Raw genomic sequence first — 16139 nt, forward strand, 5'->3', positions numbered from 1 at the left:
GAAAAATCCGGGTAGTGACAAAGAAATTCGGTGGAGCGGTAGTTCAGTTGGTTAGAATACCTGCCTGTCACGCAGGGGGTCGCGGGTTCGAGTCCCGTCCGTTCCGCCACTTATTAAGAGCCCTGAGCATTAGCTCAGGGCTTTTTCTTTGCCTGCGATTTGATTGTTGCTAAAAACGCAAAAATCCTCTGCATTTTTCACTCTTCTTCTATAAAGAGCAGAAGGTCATAATCCCCTCAGTTAACGAACATTGTGATTAAAAAGAGGAATTCTATGACTATCCCTGCATTTGGTTTAGGTACTTTCCGCCTGAAAGACGACGTGGTTATCGCTTCGGTTAAAACGGCTCTTGAACTGGGCTACCGGGCCATCGACACCGCACAAATTTATGATAACGAAGCGGCTGTGGGCCAGGCGATTGCTGAAAGTGGTGTGCCGCGCAGTGAGCTGTATATCACCACCAAGATTTGGATTGAGAATCTCAGCGAAGCAAAACTGATCCCAAGCCTGAAAGAGAGCCTGAAAAAACTGCGCACAGATTATGTTGATCTGACGTTGATCCATTGGCCTTCACCAAACGATGCGGTTTCTGTTGAAGAATTTATGCAGGCATTACTGGAAGCTAAAGCACAGGGCCTGACTCGCGAGATTGGTATCTCTAACTTTACCATTCCGCTAATGGAAAGAGCCATTGCTGCAGTGGGCGCAGAGAACATCGCGACCAACCAGATTGAGCTGTCCCCGTATCTGCAAAGCCGTCAGGTGGTTGACTGGGCCAAAGCGCACGGTATTCACATCACGTCTTACATGACGCTGGCATACGGTAAGGCACTGAAAAATGAAGTCATTGCCGGTATTGCCGCGAAACATAATGCGACACCGGCTCAGGTGATTCTGGCATGGGCGATGGGTGAGGGATACTCGGTGATCCCTTCTTCGACGAAGCGAGAAAACCTGGCCAGTAACCTGCTGGCGCTGGACCTGTGTCTGGATGCTGAAGACAACGCGGCGATCGCGGCGCTGGACTGCAACGATCGTCTGGTTAGCCCGGAAGGTCTGGCACCCGAGTGGGACTAATGGCCTGACCCTGCGACCCTCTGTGCCCTTTAACCCTCTTTCACAGCTCCTGCGGGAGCTGTTCTTATATGTTCACTCAAAAAGTCGATAAATGCCCGAATGCGAGTGCTTACTGCCCGATCGCTGTAGTAAACGGCGCTGAACGGCATCTCTACTGGCAGGCGTTTATCCGCCAACAATTCGACCAGTTCACCTCGTGCGATCTCCTTATCAATCATATAATCTGAAAGACAGGCAATACCGTTTCCGCTCAGACAAAGTTGTTTTAGCGTTTCGCCGCTGTTAGAAGATAGTCCGCATTCAGCCTCATGAAGCTGCCCATCGCTGCAGGCAATCGGCCAGGTATTGAGTGAAACCGGTTCAGAAAAACCGAGACACAGGTGCTGCTTAAGCGCTTCGACGCTCTCTGGAACACCAAATTTCGCAATATAGTCAGGCGAAGCAATAATCTTACGATAGCTGGTAAACAATGGACGTGCGCGTAGGCTCGAGTCAGTCAGCGTGCCTGCACGTATAGCTACATCCACTTTTCGTTCAATAAGATTGATGAACGTTTCTGAAGAGACCAGCGACAGCGTCATCTCAGGATAGCGTTCGCGGAAGGGCTTGATGAGCGGAATCAGGAAATGCAGCATAACCGGCGTAGCGGCGTCAATACGCAGCAAGCCACGCGGCGTATTGCGAGACTCCATAATTTCCGTCTCTGCGGCGGCCATTTCCTGCAAGATTAGCTGTACGCGCCTGAAGTAACGTTCGCCTTCCTCGGTCAGGCTTAGCTGTCGGGTGGTCCGATTGAGCAAGCTGACACCCAGTTTCATCTCCAGTTTTTTTACGGCCCGACTGACGGCAGAATTAGCCTGTCCCAACTGCTCTGCGGCGCGGCTAAAGCTGCCGCTTTCCACAACAGCCACAAAAATTGCCAGTTCTTCTGAGGTTGCTTTCATTTTTGCACCTGAAGCAAAATTATATTGAGATTTTGAATATTTTTGTTATTAAAGCATCCCGGCATACTGCATGTCATCTGATTACTGATGATATGGAGTTTATTTATGCCACTCGCTTTATTCGCACTGACTATAAGTGCCTTCGCCATTGGCACGACCGAATTTGTGATTGTCGGCCTGGTACCGACTATTGCTGAACAACTGGCGATCTCTTTGCCTTCTGCGGGGATGCTGGTTTCAATTTATGCGCTGGGGGTGGCGATTGGCGCACCAGTGCTGACCGCTCTGACAGGGAGCCTGCCGCGTAAACAGCTGCTGGTTGCGCTGATGGTGCTGTTTACTGCCGGTAATTTGCTGGCTTGGCAGGCTCCGGGCTATATGACCTTAATTGTCGCCCGTCTGTTGACCGGTCTTGCACACGGCGTGTTCTTCTCGATTGGTTCAACCATTGCAACAAGTCTGGTGCCTAAAGAGAAAGCGGCTTCGGCCATCGCCATTATGTTTGGCGGTTTAACGGTGGCCCTGGTGACGGGCGTTCCGCTGGGCACATTTATCGGTCAGCATTTTGGTTGGCGTGAAACCTTCCTCGCAGTCTCAATGCTGGGCGTCATTGCGCTAATTAGCAGCCAGTTGCTGATCCCGGCGAATATTCCAGGTCGGGCTGCCGCCAGTATCCGCGATCAGGTGAAAGTCTTAACCCATCCTCGTCTGCTGTTGATTTATGCGGTTACGGCGCTGGGCTATGGTGGTGTCTTTACGGCGTTTACCTTCCTTGCACCGATGATGCAGGATCTGGCCGGATTCTCCCCGACAGCGGTAAGTTGGATCTTATTGGGATACGGCGTCTCTGTGGCTATCGGTAATATCTGGGGCGGTAAACTGGCGGATAAACATGGTGCAGTCCCTGCATTGAAGTTCATTTTTGCTGCACTGTTTGTTCTGCTGATGCTATTCCAGTTAACGGCATCCACGCAGTACGCGGCGCTGGCAACGATATTAGTGATGGGGATCTTTGCCTTCGGTAACGTACCGGGATTACAGGTTTATGTTGTGCAGAAAGCGGAACAATTTACCCCCAATGCAGTTGATGTCGCCTCCGGACTGAACATTGCGGCGTTTAACGTCGGTATTGCACTGGGTTCGGTGATTGGCGGGCAAACGGTAGAGCATTATGGCCTGGCGCAGACACCGTGGATTGGCGCGCTTATCGTACTGGCTGCTTTCTTACTGATGGGCATCAGTGGTCGTCTTGATAAACCTGCGCGTATCACGCTGGGATAAATCATTGATGTAAGTACCCACTTACAAAACAAACTGCAATTGCTCGTTGAAAGTAAGCCCTAAAGTCCCTATAACTGAAGAACCAGTCCGGCTGCGGACTGGTTGACGTTACAGAGGTTTGAAAGTCTACAGTGCGAAAAAACACCTATGCTATGCGCTATGTTGCCGGGCAACCCGTTGAGCGGATTTTACCGCCAGGGTCGTTTGCGCATCTTGGTCAGGCATTACCCGCCGGCGTTCCCTTAAGCAGTGAAGACCGTATTCGCGTGCTGGTGTGGAATATTTTTAAACAGCAGCGGGCAGAATGGTTGTCGGTGCTGAAGAACTTTGGCAAAGACGCGCATCTGGTGTTATTGCAGGAAGCCCAAACCACGCCGGAACTGGTGCAGTTTGCGACCGCTAACTATCTTGCTGCCGATCAGGTTCCCGCCTTTGTGCTGCCTCAGCACCCCTCTGGCGTCATGACGCTGTCGGCGGCACATCCTGTTTACTGCTGCCCTCTACGCGAACGTGAGCCTATTTTACGGCTGGCAAAGTCGGCGCTGGTGACGGTATATCCCCTGCCAGACTCACGTTTATTGATGGTGGTGAACATCCACGCGGTTAACTTCAGCCTCGGGGTGGATGTCTATAGTAAGCAGTTACTTCCCATTGGCGATCAGATTGCTCATCACAGCGGCCCGGTGATTATGGCCGGTGATTTCAACGCCTGGAGCCGTCGACGGATGAATGCGTTGTACCGTTTCGCCCGTGAAATGTCGCTACGCCAGGTGCGCTTTACCGACGATCAGCGCCGACGCGCGTTTGGTCGCCCGCTCGATTTTGTGTTCTATCGTGGTTTGAACGTCAGTGAAGCCTCTGTGCTGGTGACGCGCGCATCCGATCACAATCCACTACTCGTTGAATTTAGTCCCGGCAAGCCTGAACAATAAAGGTGTGTCAGGTCTGCCGTGGGGCAGGCCTGTTAGGGTGCTGTCCTTTATCTTTCACCACAACCGAAGGACAACACAATGACTACACGCTCTCATCATGACAACGTCGAAAAGCAGTTTGGCTCGCAAGCGAATGCCTATTTAACCAGCACGGTACACGCCTCTGGCCGTGATTTACAACGGCTGGCGGAAAGGCTGTCGGCATTTCCACAGGCCAGCGTTCTCGACATGGGATGCGGTGCGGGACACGCCAGCTTTGCGGCGGCACATCAGGTAAAACAGGTCGTGGCGTATGATTTATCGGCGCAGATGCTCGACGTGGTCGCGCAGGCGGCAAAAGAGAAGGGATTAGACAATATCGCTACCCGGCAAGGATATGCCGAAAGCCTGCCGTTTGAGGATGGCTCTTTTGATGTGGTGATTAGCCGCTATTCTGCGCATCACTGGCATGATGTCGGACGCGCGCTGCGAGAAGTTAATCGTGTATTGAAACCTGGCGGTGTGGTGATTGTGATGGATGTCATGTCACCTGGGCACCCGGTGCGGGACATCTGGCTGCAAACCGTTGAAGCGTTACGCGATACCTCACATGTGCGCAACTATTCCAGCGGTGAGTGGCTGTCATTGATGAATGATGCCAATCTGATTGCCGATACGGTGTTGACGGACCGCCTGCCGCTGGCGTTTAGCTCATGGGTCGCGCGGATGCGTACCCCGCAGGTGTTGATTGACGCGGTTCGTTTATACCAGCAGAGTGCGTCTGCCGAAGTGCAGGCCTACTTCGCGTTACAGCAGGACGGGTCGTTCACCAGTGACACGATTATGGTTGAGGCGCATAAAGCGGCATAAATAAAAAAGGCACTGGGGGGAAACCAGTGCCTTAATGTTTATACTGCTATCAGGAGTCCGGCATACCGTTGTTTTTCACAAACAACGTCAGCTGATCGCCCGGCTGCAGATTGTCGGTATCGTTATTCCAGCGCATCACATCCTTGATGTTGACCCCGTGACGTTTAGCAATGCTCGAAAGCGAATCGCCCTTACGTACACGATAGGTAATGCTATCGCTGTTTTTAGCCAGTCGCTGCGCGCTGGTGCCTGCACCTACGGTCAAGCTTTGGCCCACTTTCAGAGTCGAACTACGCAGATTATTCCACTGCTTTAGCTCATTCGCATTCACGCCAAGACGTGAAGCGATGCCGGAAAGCGTATCGCCAGAGCGAACCTTGTAGCTACGGCTGTTCAGCGGCGTGTTATCCGCGACCAGCGTTGACTGTACGGCTGCAATCTCACCTGACGCCAGGGACTCACGCAGTTTCTCCGCGTGCTTCTTTGGCACCATCACATATTGCGGGCCGCTGACACCCAACGTGGAACCTTTCACGCCAGCATTGAAGGTCTTCAGCTTGCTGACGGAAATACCCGCCATATCGGCAACCTGAGCCATCTCAACCGGGCTGTTCAAGCGAACACGTGCCAACGCGCGGCTTTCGTCTGTGGTTGGCAGACGCACGCCATAACGCTTGCTGTTCTTGAGAATATCACTCAATGCCAGCATTTTGGGCACATACTGCTTCGTTTCCTGAGGCAGAGGGAGTGACCAAAAATCGGTGGGCTTGCCACGAGATTTGTTCGCTTTCATTGCCTTCATCACGCGACCTTCACCGCTATTATAAGCGGCAACGGTCAGCAGCCAGTCGCCATCAAACATCTTGTTCAGACGCTGCATCATGTCCAACGCGGCAGTGGTGGAAGCCACAATGTCGCGACGTGCATCATAATTGCGGGTCTGCTTTAAACCATAATTGCGCCCCGTGCTCGGAATGATCTGCCAAATGCCTGCGGCATTGGCGCCAGACGTTGCGTGAGGATCAAAAGCGCTCTCCACTATGGGTAGGAGTACCAGCTCCATCGGCATGTTACGTTTCTTAACTTGCCCGGCTATCCAGTACATATACGGCTCTGCCCGTAACGTTACATCGTGGAGATAGCTCTTATTGCGTAAATACTTCTGTTTCTGTTCGCGAATCCGGTTGTTTTCCGGAATTCCCATCTTTAGCTCGTCACCAATGAAAGCCCACAAATCCTGATCGGCGGCGATAGATGTCCCATCGTCCATCCAGCGCGCCTGGCTTGTAAACTTTCCTGCTTCCCCTTGACCAGCTGCAGAAAGGCTCTGTGCGTGTTGTTGGACGTTACCAGTATTCTGGCACCCAACAAGCAGGACAGAGGCGAGTAATATCGCTTTTGCCTTCATGTGTGTGTCAATAGTTGCTTAAAAGACGACCGATCATAACGGCGAAGTTTTCAAAAGGCAACCCGGAATTGTCAGAACGTATCTTTCTTTGACCTTAACCACGCAAAACGCGCTTCAGGTTGTTGCAATATTGTTTCTTTGTTAATTTCATTAATCAAATCAATATCTTCCGTTCTTAAAAAAATATTATTTCTGCGCTCATTTTTCAGAATTACGGGTAGTGTCATTTGGTTTTTTACGCGTAACTCATTAACTTTACGATAATAATCATTTACAGACGGATCGTGCGGGAGGATGCTTAAGGCAAACTTCATATTTGCTAAAGTGTACTCATGTGCGCAACAAATTAACGTATCATCCGGAAGGGCACTTATTTTCTTAAGTGATTGATACATTTGTAATGCTGTGCCTTCAAAAAGCCGGCCGCAGCCGCCGGAAAACAGCGTGTCGCCGCAAAACAGATAAGGGTGGCTGAAGTAACAGATATGTCCTAAAGTGTGACCCGGCGTGGCAAATACGCTAAATTCATGCCCTAAAACGAGTGCGATATCACCCTCTTCGACTATACGTGTGGTTCCCTTATCTTGTGTTTCAGCAGGTCCATAGACCACTATTTGTGGAAAGCGCTGCACAAGTTCTTTCACGCCGCCCACGTGATCATGATGGTGGTGGGTAAGTAAAATAGCCTCTGGCACCCAGTTGTGCTCAGTAATGGCTTGCAGTACCGGAGCCGCCTCGCCAGGATCGACAATCAGGCAATGATTCTCATTATTGGTCAGGACCCAGATGTAATTGTCATCAAAGGCGGGAATACTGTTAAGATTCATAAATTACCTCTCAATGCGAAACGGAAGGTTGTGATGAAACCGGCAAGGCTCCCTCAAACTGTCGTAGCGCCCGTGAGCTGGGATGATTTACCCTGGGGCGAACACTATCGTGAGGCGCTGGAGTATCAGCTTAACCCGTGGTTTGCAAAAATGTACGGTTTTCATCTGCTTAAGATTGGTAATTTAAGCGCAGAAATCAATTCCGAAGCGTGCGCGGTTTCTCATCAGGTCAATGTTTCTTCGCAAGGCTCGCCGATGCAGGTGCTGGCGGATCCTCTGCATCTTCCCTTTGCCGATAAATCTGTTGATGTGTGCCTGCTGGCGCATACGCTGCCGTGGTGTTCCGATCCGCATCGGTTACTGCGCGAAGCCGATCGTGTGCTTATCGATGACGGCTGGTTAATACTGAGCGGATTCAATCCGGTCAGCCTGATGGGCCTGCGCAAGCTGGTACCGGTATTACGTAAAACATCACCTTACAACAGCCGGATGTTTACGCTGATGCGCCAGCTGGACTGGCTTTCGTTGCTGAATTTCGAAGTGCTGCACGTCAGCCGTTTTCACGTTTTGCCCTGGAAGAAGCACGGGGGAAAAATGTTAAGTGCGCATATTCCGGCGTTGGGATGTATGCAACTGGTGGTCGCGCGCAAGCGAACTATCCCGCTTACGCTTAACCCAATGAAACAAAACAAAAGCAAAGCGCGTATCCGCCAGGCCGTTGGTGCAACCCGGCAATACCGTAAACCGGACGCTTAAGCTTCGGGTTGATACCCAACATCATCCTGTGTAGGACTCATCGCCGCGGCGCGGGCAAGCTCGTCGCAGCGTTCGTTTTCCGGGTGGCCCGCGTGGCCTTTGACCCATTCCCACTTGATTTGGTGCTGACCCAGCGCCGCATCCAGGCGTTTCCAGAGATCGACATTCTTGACCGGTTTTTTGTCTGCGGTTTTCCAGCCGCGTTTTTTCCAGTTGTGGATCCACTGGGTGATACCCTGGCGCACATACTGGCTGTCGGTACTGAGCACCACTTCACATTGTTCTTTAAGTGCTTCCAGCGCGACGATAGCCGCCATTAGCTCCATGCGATTGTTGGTGGTGAGGTTGTATCCTTCGCTAAAGGTTTTTTCTCGCCCGCGAAAGCGTAAAATTGCCCCGTAGCCGCCGGGCCCTGGATTTCCCAGGCAAGAACCGTCGGTGAAAATTTCTACCTGTTTAAGCATCTCTGGTAGACTTCCTGTTTTAGAGATCGATATAAACGATAAGTCTGACATAAATGACCGCTATGAGCACTGGAATTACACGGCAGATCGTCCTCGATACCGAAACCACTGGTATGAACCAGATCGGTGCCCACTACGAAGGCCACAAGATTATTGAGATCGGTGCGGTTGAAGTGGTGAACCGACGCCTGACCGGCAATAACTTTCACGTTTACCTGAAGCCCGATCGGCTGGTGGACCCGGAAGCGTTTGGCGTACACGGCATCGCGGATGAATTCCTGCTCGATAAGCCCACTTTTGCTGATGTTGCCGATGAGTTTCTTGACTACATCCGCGGTGCGGAGCTGGTCATCCATAACGCATCGTTTGATATCGGCTTTATGGATTATGAGTTTGCAAAGCTCCATCGCGATATCCCGAAAACGAACACCTTCTGTAAAGTGACCGATAGCCTGGCGCTGGCGAGGAAGATGTTTCCTGGCAAGCGTAACAGCCTTGATGCACTATGCTCGCGTTATGAGATAGACAACAGCAAGCGTACCTTGCACGGCGCATTGCTCGATGCCCAGATTCTGGCCGACGTTTATCTGATGATGACCGGTGGGCAGACCACGATGGCATTTTCCATGGAAGGTGACAGCCAGCAGCAGAATGATACCGGGATCCAACGGATTGTGCGTCAGTCCGGCAAGTTACGTGTTGTTTTCGCCACTGATGAAGAGTTAGCGGCCCATGAGTCGCGCCTTGACCTGGTTCAGAAGAAGGGCGGAAGTTGCCTCTGGCGGGCATAGTTTGCGCGTTTACCGTGCAGAAATGGCTATTCGGGTGATTTTTACAGCAAACGATTAAAAACGTGAGAAAAAGCGTTGACGAGGGGCGAGGCAATCCGTAATATTCGCTTCGTTCCCAAGCGGAACACAACGCGGAGTGGTAGTTCAGTTGGTTAGAATACCTGCCTGTCACGCAGGGGGTCGCGGGTTCGAGTCCCGTCCATTCCGCCACTATTCAGAAAGCCTGAATCAGCAATGATTCAGGCTTTTGTCGTTTTAGTCCGCCCAAAATACCTATCCCACCCTGGCTGGCTATCAATCTCCCCGTCCTGTCGATTCCGGCAGCACATCAGGTCATCCTTAACCTGATGAATAGCGCAGCGTGCTTAACCAGAGAAGCGATTCATTACGCAGGCAAAGCGGGGGGAAAAATTATCGCCAATCAGGACCGTCTCTTTATTCAGGTGCTTCAACATATACAGTTTGTCAGTACGTTCGTAGGCATCGAAGAAGAGATAATCAACAGCATCCGTTGCGTTATCATCAGGCGATTTCTCACGTCCCTCGGGCGTTAGCATGAAAACCCCCGCGGTATGGCCGAGCGGCCGTGCGTAACGGAAGAACAGTTTGCGGTTAACGCTGAACTCGCCTTCATCACTTTTTAATTTCCCTTGTACGGACAATGAGAGATGCCCGGAATTGTAGCTGGTTATCAGCAGGATCCCATTGAGCTCCTTTTTTGTATTATGGATGTCGAGTATCGACGTGAATTCTGAGGAACAAGAAAAACTGATTTCCTTTTTCTTGGCATCTCCGGCGACGACGAGAAAAGCGATAGCCGCCAGTCCGCAAATGGCAATCATGACGGACCACAATAATGGAGAGCGATCGCTTTCCGGTTTCATATTATTCCTCATGATGGCGATACTGGCTGATGCAATGGTAGTAGCCGAGGTTGAGTCCGCATTCTGCCGAAAACGACCAGTCAACCAGATTATGGTTGCTCGACCAGGTATTGAGATACAGCTCTTTTGGGGTTGAACAGTTCGGGTTAATGCCGACGGATTTAAAAATATCCAGCGCCTTCTTTTCAGTAATGGTGTCTGTGAGGGCATTCCCTAATATATGTACCCGGCATTGCTCGTAATCGATGGTGCGCAAAATAGAGGCATCGGTCATGGCAATTTCATTTGGTATCCACGTTAACCAGGCTGTTGCCAGCACGGCGATGCCGGTAATTAATGCGGTGATTGCTACAGGCCATCGGTTTCGTTTTTTTGTCTTTCGTACCGATGTAAAAGAAGCGGTACCGGTGAGGGGCTTTTTTTCTTCTTGCTGCTGAATATTGATATTGACGTCGCCCATGCGAAATCCCGTACGCGGAATCGTTACGATGTATTCTGCCGGGTGCCCCGTCGACGTTATTGCTTTGCGCAGAAATGAAATGTGCTGATTGAGATTAGCATCTGTCGCTCTGGCGCCATTATGCTGGAATACATTGAGTAGAATCTCATCGCGCGTGGAGATATCTTTACCATTTTGCAACAAATACATCAGTAATTGTACTGCTACATTATTCAATGTGGCTATCTCACCAGATGAGATATCTTTTAGCGCATTTTTATGTGGTTTAAATACTAATCCATCACCAATAATTACGGATTTAATCTTATTTATTGGTATATGAGAAATCACGGATATCTCCTTTGATGCAACAAAGCATGGAATCTCACAGTCGAGTGGTTGAAGCAATAGCATAACATAATTTATTTATGAAAAATGACTGTGTTATTGAACGTTTTATTAATGTTTTTATAACAATATTTCAATATTTATCTGAACGTGCGCTATTATCCTTTCCCATTTCTCCTATCTTATTGTCATTCCTCGTTTTTGATATCCATTGGTATTTTTACAAAACTTTCATAAATACATTGCTCCTCCTTCTTAAGCTAAATAAAAAAATATTCAATAGATAAAAACACTATAAAAGATATAAATGATAGGTATTAACACTGGTTTTCTTGCGATTTTAGGCGGTTTTGGCGCGATAGATCGGTGTGATAGCGGGGAGACAACATGATTCCCTGAGTTTGATTGAATGCACGATTTTTCGTTGTCTCATTTTATTGCCGATTTAATATAAGCCCAGAAACAGCGTGAACGGCTGCGGAGGGTATTTCGGATGAAATGCCAGTAACGTTCAAAATCAAGGGTGGTTCGAGAAGGAATGTTTGCAAGGTAATGCGCGTCTACCACCTGAAGACCCATATTTCCCAGGAAAAGTAGCCTGTGGAAATAGCACGTCAAAATAACCAGAACAGAAATAAGGTTTAGAAGTAATATGAAAATGAAAAATGTGGTCGTCGTCTGTGCACTGATGGCAGGAATGACTTTTACTGCCTCTTCTGCTTTCGCTGCAAAAAGTGTAGAGCCGACCAACGGTAAAATTCATTTCACCGGTTCACTGGTGAATTCAGCATGCGGCCTGGCACCGGAATCCAGCCCGGTACAGGTAAACTTTGGTGAAATCCCAACGTCTCAGTTAAAAGACAACCAGCGTGCTGGTGTTAAACACGCCAAAATCGTTCTGCAGGGCTGTGATACCACTGTCGCCAAAACCGCAACCGTAACATATACCCCAGCAACAATTGACCAAGACAATAGTGCGCTGGCTGCATTTACTTCAGGTACTGCACAGGGTGCGGGCATCGGTATGATTGATAGCGGCAACCAGGATGTGAAATGGGGCGAAGCTGCCTCCCAGGTTAATATTACCGATGGTGAAAGTGACATCGATTTTGTGGCTTACCTGCAGGCAAATAATGCCTCCGCAGCGGTCACACCGGGTGATTTTGAATCTACCGTAAATTTCCAGATTGACTACCAGTAATGGTCTACAGCAGGCGCATTAATGCGCCTGCTTACGCCTTTCCGCGAATAAATGAAAGGAAATGCGGTTATGCCTGGATGGCGAACGTTACTGCTTTTTTTCTTTATCTCGCCTGCGTGGGTCATGGCTGGCACTGCGCCTGTCGCCAGCACGCCCGGCAAAATGCGCATGCGGGGACATATTATTGAGGCTGCTTGCTATGTCGATCCGCGCGATCGTTCGTTGTTGGTTGAATTTAATGATATCTCCGCTCGGGATATATCCGGGAGACCAGAAAAAGTCTCTGCGCATGGTTTCAGTATTCATTTGCTGGGATGTTCATTAGGGGATTCTCGACATTCAGAGAATGTGTTTCAGCGCGCAAATATCACTTTTTCCGGCATGCCCGATCGCGACAACCCTGATTATCTGAGCGTGCAGTCGACGACTGAAGATTTAGCGATAGAAATATTTGATAGCACCGGACAGCAAATTCATCTGGGGGAGCCTTCTCCGGATTATGTCCTAAACCCTGGAAAAAATACGCTCAATTTTACAGCTTATTTAATCTCCCGCGACGGACGAATGACATCCGGCGAATTTACTGCGGTTACGCATTTTGTTGTGAATTATCTCTGAGCTGCTTCGGCAATTTGGGTATCTGAAGGTTTGCGAACGAAAATGATTACGCTGAAAACAGATAAAAAACGTCTGGCGCTTATTATTGCTCTGGTCTGCAGCGCTTCATGGGCTGAGGCGGATGAGGCTATTGAATTTAATACCGACGTCCTGGATGCCAGCGACAGGCAAAACGTAGATTTGCAGCGCTTTTCTGAAGGCAACTTTGTCACCCCCGGGGAATATTTGCTGGATGTTCGTATTAACGGGCAGGAGATCCCACAGCAGTCGATTCGCTATATCACCGATCCTGACAATAAACATAAATCTCTGGCGTGCCTGTCACCATTACAGCTCGAATTACTGGCGCTCAAAGAAGACGCATTGGCGCATATTCACCCGATTACCGCGACCTGTCATGACATATCCCGCCTGCCGGGCGTGGTGTTGAATAACAGTGCCGGACTTCTGGACATTACCGTGCCGCAGGCATGGATGAAATATACCGATCCTGACTGGACGCCGCCGGAACGTTGGGATAATGGCGTCGCGGGGCTGATTTTTGATTACAGCGTGTCGGGTCAGGCCACCCACTACGAACAAGGCGGAGGTCATTACCGCTCGCTGTCGGGCTATGGGCAAACGGGGTTCAACCTTGGCGGCTGGCGTTTTCGCGGGCAGTATCAGGCCGATTACTCTTCTGATAATCAGCACGGGCAGATTAACTGGGATCAGATCTACGCCTATCGTCCATTGCCCATGCAGGCTGCGAAGCTGACGGTGGGTGAAATCTATCTGAATTCTCAGGTCTTTGATTCTGTTCGTTTTACCGGGGTTAACCTCGCCAGCGACGAGCGTATGCTACCGCCAAATTTGCAAGGCTACGCGCCTGAAGTTCACGGCATTGCCCGCAGTAACGCCAAAGTGACCGTCAGCCAGCAGAAGCGCGTGATCTACCAAACGACCGTTCCTGCGGGGCCGTTTAATATTCAGGATCTGCATGCTTCGGTACGCGGCACGCTGGATGTGCGGGTCGAAGAGCAAGATGGCAGCGTGCAAACTTTTCAGGTCAATACCGCTGATATTCCTTATCTGACACGTCCGGGCTATGTTCGCTACAACACCGCCGTCGGTAAACCTTCACTCTATAACCATGATGTTCAGGGGCCGGCATTTTACAGCGGTGATTTTTCATGGGGAGTGAGTAATGCCTGGTCCCTGTACGGCGGGGCACTGCTAACAGGTGAACGCTACAACGCCTGGTCGATGGGCATCGGGCGGGATCTGAGCTGGCTGGGTGCGTTGTCGGCTGATGCGACGCAATCCGTCAGCCGGGTGAAGCATCAGGACGAACAAAAAGGCATGTCCTTTAAGCTGAGCTATGCCAAAACTTTCGATGAATACAACAGCGCCATCACTTTTGCCGGTTATCGTTTTTCACAGCGTAGCTTCCGTTCTTTCTCGCAGTTTCTCGATGAGCAATATGAAAATAATAACAGCGCCGGGAACGAGAAAGAGATGTACACCATCACCGGTAATAAGACCTTCTTTGCAGACGATCCGCGCCTCTCCACGACGCTGTATCTGACCTATACCCACCAGAACTACTGGGATCGCCGTTCGCAGGATCGCTATGGGCTGTCGGTGGGTCATAGCTTTTCATTTGCAGGCATTCAGGGGATCAGCACTAACCTTGCCGCATATCGCTCCGAGTATCAGGGAAAACGGGATGACAGCCTCTCGCTCTCGCTGTCTATTCCGTGGAGTGATGGCCGCTCGATGGACTATGAGCTGCAGAACAACGGCAACCAAACCAGCCAGATGGTTTCGTATTCCGATAACCGTGACCGAAATAATCCGTGGCGCCTGCGCGCCGGACTCTCTGGCGAAGGCCATACCGCCTTTGACGGCTACTACCAGCACCGCAGCATGATGGCCGAGCTTGAATCTAATGTCAGCTGGCAGCAGTCACGCTACTTCTCCGTGGGCGGCACCCTGCGTGGTGGTTTTACCGCAACCCGTCATGGCGCGGCGCTCCACAATAGCCAGGCATCGATGAATACCGCCCGCGTAATGGTTGACACCGACGGCGTCGCTAACGTGCCGCTGAACGGCGAACAGGCACACTCGAACCGCTTTGGCATTGCCGTGGTACCGGATGTCGTGAGTTACCACAGCTTTGATACCCGTATCGACGTGGACACAATGGATGAGGATATTTCCGCAGCCAAAGCCATCGTCACCAACACCCTGACCGAAGGGGCGATTGGCTATCAGCGCTTTGCCGTCGCACAGGGGTTAAAAATGATGGCCCAACTGCGTATGAAAGATGGCTCGGTACCACCGTTTGGCGCCGAGGTGTTTAACGCCAACGGCGTGAGTGTCGCCATGGTGATGGAAAACGGTGAGGCCTGGATTGCTGGTGTGAAACCTGCCGAACGCCTTTCCGTTGCCTGGGGAGGGCGCGCGCAGTGCCATCTGGCTGTGCCTTTGCAACCTAACCCGGAAGGTAACGTCCTGTTGCCTTGTGAATAATATTAACTACCTGAATGAAGCGATCCATGAATAACCAAGCTATTTACTCCGTGCAGCGCTGGCTGAAGCCGGTCGCCTGCGGTTTGCTGTTTGCCGCGGACATCCATTCCGCGTGGGCGGGCATTGCGCTTGACCGTACCCGACTGATCATCACCGGCGATGCGCGCTCTGTTAGTGCGAACTTAAGCAATACGAGCCCGAGCATTCCATTCCTCGCGCAGTCATGGGTGGAGGATGCCAGCGGGACAAAAATCACCTCGCCGCTGATGGTTTTGCCGCCGTTGCAGCGCATTAATGGCGGGCAAAAGGGCATTGCCCGGGTAACAAAAACCGGCGGCATTAACGCATTGCCGCAGGATCGCGAAAGCCTGTTCTATCTGAATGTTCGTGAGATTCCACCTAAGCCAGATAAGCCAAACGTGCTGCAACTGGCGATGCAGTCACGCATCAAACTGTTTTACCGCCCGTCGTCAATTGTGCCTGAAACACCCGGAGCGGTATGGCAAAACCAACTGGTGTTCCACAAGCAGGGCGCCCGCTGGACCGTGAATAACCCGACGCCTTACTTCGTGACCTTAATTGGCTTGAGCCGCAAGCCGGAAGCGCAGGGCGGCGGGCGGTTGACTGACTTCCCCGGAATAATGATCTCGCCTAAGTCGTCTCTCGATTTCAGCGTGAAAGAGGGCGATATCAGCCAGTTCAGCATGATGTACGTGAACGATTTTGGCGGCCATCCCGAACTGAAATACCACTGTACAGGCAATGTGTGTCAGGCATTGCCGATGGAGCAACAGCCCCGGTAACAG

15 protein-coding genes, 2 tRNA genes and 1 pseudogene are annotated in these 16139 nt (G+C 50.8%); 12 read left to right on the plus strand and 6 right to left on the minus strand.

Translation table 11 applies throughout. From position 1 onward, the window contains the following. The first annotated feature begins 32 nt into the window (after positions 1-32). Positions 33-109, plus strand: a tRNA-Asp gene (locus tag QNN86_RS14010). Between the two features lie 164 nt (positions 110-273). Further along, the gene (gene dkgB, locus QNN86_RS14015) at positions 274-1077 is read left to right on the plus strand and encodes a 2,5-didehydrogluconate reductase DkgB (protein ID WP_414211314.1); all 804 of its coding nucleotides are present in this window, start codon (positions 274-276) and stop codon (positions 1075-1077) included. A 29-nt stretch (positions 1078-1106) separates the two neighbouring features. Here dkgB and yafC read toward each other — a convergent pair whose 3' ends face one another. Next, positions 1107-2021: a DNA-binding transcriptional regulator YafC gene (gene yafC, locus QNN86_RS14020; RefSeq protein WP_096758211.1), complete on the minus strand. Its 915-nt coding sequence runs from the start codon at positions 2019-2021 to the stop codon at positions 1107-1109. Positions 2022-2126: 105 nt separating this feature from the next. Here yafC and QNN86_RS14025 point away from each other — a divergent pair, with 105 nt between their 5' ends. From QNN86_RS14025 to QNN86_RS14035, 3 genes are all read left to right on the plus strand, one after another. Further along, complete coding sequence (locus QNN86_RS14025; protein ID WP_115259373.1) at positions 2127-3302, plus strand: MFS transporter; 1176 nt, start codon at positions 2127-2129, stop codon at positions 3300-3302. 131 nt (positions 3303-3433) lie between these two features. Continuing rightward, complete coding sequence (locus QNN86_RS14030; protein WP_096758209.1) at positions 3434-4234, plus strand: endonuclease/exonuclease/phosphatase family protein; 801 nt, start codon at positions 3434-3436, stop codon at positions 4232-4234. Positions 4235-4312: 78 nt separating this feature from the next. Next, positions 4313-5083: a class I SAM-dependent methyltransferase gene (locus QNN86_RS14035; RefSeq protein ID WP_115259369.1), complete on the plus strand. Its 771-nt coding sequence runs from the start codon at positions 4313-4315 to the stop codon at positions 5081-5083. 49 nt (positions 5084-5132) lie between these two features. Here the strand turns inward: QNN86_RS14035 and mltD are convergent, their stop codons facing one another. Continuing rightward, positions 5133-6491: a murein transglycosylase D gene (gene mltD / locus QNN86_RS14040; protein ID WP_096758207.1), complete on the minus strand. Its 1359-nt coding sequence runs from the start codon at positions 6489-6491 to the stop codon at positions 5133-5135. 71 nt (positions 6492-6562) lie between these two features. Further along, a complete protein-coding gene (gene gloB / locus QNN86_RS14045; protein WP_279277235.1) occupies positions 6563-7318 on the minus strand; it encodes a hydroxyacylglutathione hydrolase in 756 nt (251 codons plus the stop codon). A gap of 33 nt (positions 7319-7351) precedes the next feature. Here gloB and QNN86_RS14050 point away from each other — a divergent pair, with 33 nt between their 5' ends. Beyond that, positions 7352-8074, plus strand: coding sequence for a class I SAM-dependent methyltransferase (locus QNN86_RS14050; RefSeq protein WP_115259365.1), 723 nt, complete (start codon positions 7352-7354; stop codon positions 8072-8074). Here QNN86_RS14050 and rnhA read toward each other — a convergent pair. Next, a pseudogene (gene rnhA, locus QNN86_RS14055) lies at positions 8071-8647 on the minus strand (ribonuclease HI). The gene QNN86_RS14050 and the pseudogene rnhA sit on opposite strands and share 4 nt — an antisense overlap. On the opposite strand from rnhA, the gene dnaQ reads away from it, so the two are divergent. Together dnaQ and QNN86_RS14065 are read left to right on the plus strand one after the other, a co-directional pair. After that, positions 8601-9329 (plus strand): DNA polymerase III subunit epsilon, encoded by a 729-nt coding sequence (gene dnaQ, locus QNN86_RS14060; protein ID WP_197737705.1) that lies wholly within the window; start codon positions 8601-8603, stop codon positions 9327-9329. The pseudogene rnhA and the gene dnaQ sit on opposite strands and share 47 nt — an antisense overlap. Before the next feature lie 133 nt (positions 9330-9462). Further along, positions 9463-9539 (plus strand) — tRNA-Asp (locus QNN86_RS14065). A 155-nt stretch (positions 9540-9694) separates the two neighbouring features. Here QNN86_RS14065 and QNN86_RS14070 read toward each other — a convergent pair. Then, positions 9695-10213, minus strand: a complete 519-nt coding sequence (locus tag QNN86_RS14070) for a hypothetical protein (RefSeq protein WP_181618698.1) — start codon at positions 10211-10213, stop codon at positions 9695-9697. A gap of 1 nt (position 10214) precedes the next feature. Next, entirely contained in the window at positions 10215-11003 is a 789-nt protein-coding gene (locus QNN86_RS14075; RefSeq protein ID WP_181618699.1) for a winged helix-turn-helix domain-containing protein, read from the minus strand. A gap of 649 nt (positions 11004-11652) precedes the next feature. On the opposite strand from QNN86_RS14075, the gene QNN86_RS14080 reads away from it, so the two are divergent. The 4 genes from QNN86_RS14080 (at position 11653) to QNN86_RS14095 (ending at position 16136) form a co-directional block, all read left to right on the plus strand. Beyond that, on the plus strand, positions 11653-12201 hold the full coding sequence (locus QNN86_RS14080; RefSeq protein ID WP_414211320.1) for a fimbrial protein: 549 nt from the start codon (positions 11653-11655) through the stop codon (positions 12199-12201). Between the two features lie 69 nt (positions 12202-12270). Continuing rightward, positions 12271-12819, plus strand: a complete 549-nt coding sequence (locus tag QNN86_RS14085) for a fimbrial protein (RefSeq protein ID WP_414211322.1) — start codon at positions 12271-12273, stop codon at positions 12817-12819. Between the two features lie 42 nt (positions 12820-12861). Next, entirely contained in the window at positions 12862-15333 is a 2472-nt protein-coding gene (locus tag QNN86_RS14090) for a fimbria/pilus outer membrane usher protein (RefSeq protein ID WP_414211324.1), read from the plus strand. 26 nt (positions 15334-15359) lie between these two features. Continuing rightward, the gene (locus QNN86_RS14095; protein ID WP_414211326.1) at positions 15360-16136 is read left to right on the plus strand and encodes a molecular chaperone; all 777 of its coding nucleotides are present in this window, start codon (positions 15360-15362) and stop codon (positions 16134-16136) included. Positions 16137-16139 lie beyond the last annotated feature (3 nt).

Origin of the sequence: Citrobacter sp. C348 (assembly GCF_047467975.1) — a bacterium.
Lineage (GTDB): Bacteria > Pseudomonadota > Gammaproteobacteria > Enterobacterales > Enterobacteriaceae > Citrobacter > Citrobacter gillenii.